Annotated in this window: 4 protein-coding genes; 3 read left to right on the forward strand and 1 reads right to left on the reverse strand. The window is 63.0% G+C overall.

Annotated features, from left to right (window positions below; all coding sequences use genetic code 11):
• The first annotated feature begins 105 nt into the window (after positions 1-105).
• The gene (locus tag U9979_RS18970) at positions 106-324 is read left to right on the forward strand and encodes a hypothetical protein (protein ID WP_322780443.1); all 219 of its coding nucleotides are present in this window, start codon (positions 106-108) and stop codon (positions 322-324) included.
• A complete protein-coding gene (locus tag U9979_RS18975; RefSeq protein ID WP_322780444.1) occupies positions 324-1,727 on the forward strand; it encodes a tyrosine-type recombinase/integrase in 1,404 nt (467 codons plus the stop codon). Before U9979_RS18970 ends, U9979_RS18975 begins: the two co-directional genes overlap by 1 nt.
• A 626-nt stretch (positions 1,728-2,353) precedes the next feature.
• Here the strand turns inward: U9979_RS18975 and U9979_RS18980 are convergent.
• Positions 2,354-2,791, reverse strand: coding sequence for a hypothetical protein (locus U9979_RS18980; protein WP_322780445.1), 438 nt, complete (start codon positions 2,789-2,791; stop codon positions 2,354-2,356).
• 1,043 nt (positions 2,792-3,834) lie between these two features.
• Here U9979_RS18980 and U9979_RS18985 point away from each other — a divergent pair.
• A partial coding sequence (locus U9979_RS18985) for a TIR domain-containing protein (RefSeq protein ID WP_322780446.1) occupies positions 3,835-5,037 on the forward strand: 1,203 nt, incomplete at its 3' end.

Genomic DNA, 5,037 nt, shown 5'->3' on the forward strand with positions numbered 1-5,037 from the left:
CCGCGCCCAGAGGACCGGGACCCACCGGATCGCCAGATGTGATCCGGCCGCCTTTTCTGGCGGTTCTTCCTGTTCTTTTCTTCTTTCGGCAAGGAGTGATCTTTCGTGCTGTCTGAATCCGGACCCGATGACGGGCCGCGGACGGTGTCCGTGGTCGAAGCTCTACACGAGCATCTCGACCGGGCAGGCCGTGGTCAGGGCCGCTGGTATGCGGATGCGACCGGTGAGAAGGAATTCGCCTGCGACATGGGAGAGAGCCGGTATGGCTGCCCGTGGTGTGACCGGGTTGCCTGGCCCGACGGTAACCCGCTGGATGTGGCGTGATGGCCGCGGGGAAGGGGAGCCGGCGGGGGAACAACGAGGGGTCGGCGTACCGGTATCGCAATGGTTGGGCCGGTCAGGTCAGCATGCCCGACGGTACCCGCAAGACCGTGTACGGCAAGACGAAAGAATCCGTTTTTGACGAGATCCGCACGGTGCGGCGGGCGATCGATGACGGCGTGCCGGTGGTGTCCACCCGGATGACGGTGGGGGAGTACCTCGACCAGTGGGTGACGGTGGTCCTGCCGTCTCGGGTGGTGGCGGGCACGCTCGCGGAGTCAAGCGCCGAATCGTATGAACTGTTGACGCGGCTGCACATCATCCCGGTGCTGGGCCGACACGAGCTACGCAAGCTCTCGACAGCCCACGTCCGGCAGTGGATGACCGCGAAGCTCACCGAACCGTCCGCGGCCGGTCTTGCCGCTCGCCAACGGCGGGAAGAGGAGAAGGCACGCAAGGCCGCGGAGAAAGCAGCGCAACAGCAGGCCACCGAGGTTGAGCGGCCGAAGCGGCGAACCGGGCGCAAACCTGGCCCGCCGAAGCGGGTGGCGACACCCGACCCGAAGCCGATCAAAGCGCTGTCGGCGCGCAGCGTCGGCTATCTGGTGACGATTCTGCGGCTGGCGCTGAAGGACGCGGTCCGGGAGGAGTTGTTGGTGCGCAACGTTGCGGAGCTGGTCCAGCCTCCCCGTAAGGACGGTGCGCCGGTGCGGGCGTTGTCGGATGCGGACGCAGGCCGGGTCCTGGCGGTGGCGCTGGTCGATCGCCTGGCCGCGTTGTGGATGGTCATGCTGGCGCTGGGCCTACGGAAGGGGGAGGCACTCGGGCTGCGCTGGGACGTGATCGACCTGGACGCGGGCACCGTGGAGATTCGCCGTAAGCAGCGGCGGCGCCTGGTCGGGATCGATCCGGACACGGGACGCAAGCGGTGGGAGCTCGTCGAGGACGACGACCTGAAGACCAGGGGGTCGAAGGCGACCCTTGCGCTACCGGAAATGGTCGTCGTGGTGCTCCGGGAGCATAAGAACCGGCAGGACACGGCGAAAGCGGCGGCACTGGGTTGGCATGATGACGGGCTCGTGTTCACCACGTCCACCGGACGGGGGATTCAGCCGCGGAACGTCAACCGTTGGTGGGACAAGGTCTGTGCGGATGCGGACGTCCACCGAACGCGTGTTCACGACCTGAGACACACCTCGGCCACGCTGCTTTTCCGCGCCGGGGTGGATCTCAACGAGATCCGGGCGTTGCTCCGGCACACCCGGATCGCGACCACGGCCGATATCTACATCGATGTCCTGGAAGACGTCCGTCGCGGCACGGCGGCGAGCATGGACGGCATCCTGGGCCGCATGATCTCTGGTGGGAATGCTGCGGCGGGCGGCGTTGGTCCTGTAGATGTGTAAGCCGATGTCAGTGGCGCAGTAGTGTACGTCGGCAGGCCAGACAAGATTCCAGCCTGCCGACGCGCATGTAGTTAGCGGCTTTCGTGATCGATGATGATCCAGACGGCTAGCCGGACTATAGCGCCGAGTACGGACCCCCATGGTAGCTTGCGCAAGCCGCTCCTTCGGAGCGCTTGCCTGCAAGACGAAGGACGTGTACAGTTATACACGTCAGCAGGAAAAGGTGCACCCTTAGGTCCGATGGGTGTCCTGTCAGGCTCCATCCTTGATCCTTTCTGATAGCGACGGTCACGATCGCCCTACGATGGTGGCCGTCTTTTTTTGTGGGCCTCTCAGCTTGTCACGTTGGACGGCTGATCGAGCGCGCGCAGAGCTTGCCGAGTGGGCCAGCTTGGCATATCGATATTGCAGGTAAGGAAGTTTCTCTGGCAGGCGGGCAACTACTGATGTGCTGCCAGATCGTTTGAAGAGATAGATGGCTGGATGGCTGCAAGCATGGACGCCATCTTGGGCGGGCTTGCCTCACCGACCCGGCCGGACGATACGGAACGTGACGATGGTGGCATCGAGGCGTCCGGGAAATGATCGCTTCCAGTTATAGTGGCGGGTAATCCTGAAGTGATCGGCTATCGTCGATCGCTGAACGCTTGTGTCAGCGCTTGGCTGATGCGATCTGTGAGATCTTGTTCACGATCCGAGAGAATTGCATTGATGCGAAATGTTTCCATCCCTCTCGATCCCACTACTCTTTCAAAGGCCTTAATCTGCTCGGCGAGGGGAAGTTGCGCGAGTGATTCGCGAGCTATACTTCTAAGCTCGTGCGAGCCTGGGTTGCGTTGAAGGAGTTGTAGAGTTTCATATACTTGATTTTGGAATAATTGTGTGATTGCAAGAGTTACCAGAGTGCCCAGTATAGCCGCCGTGGCCATAACGGCGGCTGCCAGTAAAAATCCTCCCAGGAGTGCAGCGGCAAAGAAAGCGGCTGACCCTAAAGATAGGATTGCCAGGATAGGGCCAAGTTGCGCTCCAAACCAGCGGCGTATTTGGCTAAACCAGCGACGCATCCGACTTCACTTCCTATGAGTATAGGTCGACTCCTGCGATAAGTGCCGCTACCAGGAGAAAAATAGCCAGGATGTTTGATACCAGCAGTCCGCGATACTTATGCAGATTTCCTGTTGCGGGATCCGTTCCACACCATCTGACATAGTTTGGAACAATGGCTAGGCCAATAACTAGGCATCCGAGGAGGACTCCGATCTGGTTGCTTCTCAGCTCGGCGCCATCCTTGAGTGCAAGAATGCCAAAGGCTAGGATGGCATTATTGATCCAGTCCGCCCACAGATCTGCGTCTTGCCATTCAAACATATGTCCTGTCGATGCCGTGCTCGAATCCCTTCGAGCAGTAACGGTTAATACGAGTTGCAAGATGCTTGCCGCGAACAGAACTGCGAGTGAAATGAGTACATGTTGCCAGGTCAAGAGTCCCCCATGCTTCCGACTCATGGCTAGTTGCCGGGATTGTATCAGCAACATCCAATCAATCTCATGATCCGTTTTCATTCGTGCGATGGCCCGCGTAAGCGCAGTAGATGATCATAGAGTGCCCAGCGTCTCACCGTCGTGCGGATCGAAGGCGTCCATCGGCGGAAGAGCGAGCATGGATGGCATCCTCGGCCGGCTGGCTCCACCGACCCGATCGGATGCTACGGAACGTGACGATGATGCGGGTGGCGGCGTGGCGTCCGAGGGTTGATCGTTTCCAATTGCAGTACTAATTGCAGTACTGGAGATCAGAAAAGCCCAGAGCCCCGCGCCGTGTGATCGGCTGCGGGGCTCTGACCTGCCTCAACCAGCGTGCGCTCGGAGGGACTCGAACCCCCAACCTCTTGATCCGTAGTTCGCTCGCGATCTTCCGTGGACGTCCGCTCGCGTGCGCCGAGTCCGGTGACCTGGGCTCGGATGTCTGGGGAGGTACGCCGGTATCCGTGGCTGTTCGTGGGCTGGGCTGTCACGTTGGCTGTCATCGTGACCCGGGCTGGTGTCGGACGATGCCCGTCGAATGGCTGGTTTCGGGTGTGTTGGGTGGTAGTGACATGCTGGCCGGGTGACCGTGGGGGGCAGTGAGGTTACCGTTCCGGACTTCTTCGTGTCGTACACCGGGCGCGATCAGGCGTGGGCGGAGTGGATCGCCTGGACGTTGGAGGCCGCCGGCTACCGGGTGGTGATCCAGGCGTGGGATTTCGGCGCCGGGACGGGGTTCGTGGAGGCAATGCACCAGGCGACGCAGACGTCGCCGCGAACCGTCGCGGTGCTGTCGGCGGCCTATCTCACGTCGGCGTTCGCGGCGGCGGAGTGGCAGGCGGCCTGGCGAGCCGATCCGCTTGGTCGGGCGCGGAAGCTGCTGGTGTTCCGGGTGGAGGACTGCGACCGTCCGGGGCTGCTTGGTCAGGTCGTGTCGGTGGATTTGTTCGGGGTGGAGCGGGGCATCGCGGCGGATCGGGTGGTGAAGGCCGCGCGCGCCGAACGCGGCAAACCGACGGTCGAGCCGGCTTTCCCGGGCGCTGGGCCTGCTGGCGGGTCGGCTGGTGGTGTGGCGGTGGGGGCGGCTCCGGTGTTCCCGCCGGATCTGCCGGCGATGTGGGATGTGCCGGCCCGGCTGGCGCATTTCGTCGGCCGCGAATCATTACTCGATCAAGTGCACGACCGGCTGGCAACTGCGGGGTCGGTGGCGGTGACCGCGGTGGCGGGGATGGGTGGGGTGGGAAAGACCGCGTTGGTGGTGGAGTACATCCACCGGTATGCCGACGCGTTCGACCGGGTGGGCTGGGTACCGGCCGAAGAGCCGGAGTTGATCGACGGGTATCTGGCCGGGTTGGCCCCGGCGGTGGGGTTGTCGGTGGATGCGGAGCCGGCTGCGGTGGTGGCGGCGTGGGCGCGTCTACCCCGGTCGCTGCTGGTGTTCGACAACGCCGACGATTCCGACACGATCGGAAAGATTAAGGGTTTTCGGCCGTCGCCGGGGGCGGGCCGGCTGCTGGTGACGTCACGGCGGCGGGGTTTGACCGCACTCGGTGGCACCGTGACGGTTCCCACGATGCGCCGCGTCGAGTCGATGCAGATGCTGACCGACCGGTTCCCGGCGTTGGAGCCGACGGTCGCCGATCGGATCTGTGAGCTGTTGGGGGATCTGCCCTTGGCGGTGGAGCAGGCCGCCGGCTATCTCGATCAGACCGACACCCCACCGGGCGAGTACGCCGACCTCCTCGCCGACGAGCTCGGGGACATGCTCACCGACGGGGATGTGGCC

Source organism: Protofrankia sp. Cas4 (genome assembly GCF_963555915.1).
Taxonomy (GTDB): Bacteria; Actinomycetota; Actinomycetes; order Frankiales; family Frankiaceae; genus Protofrankia.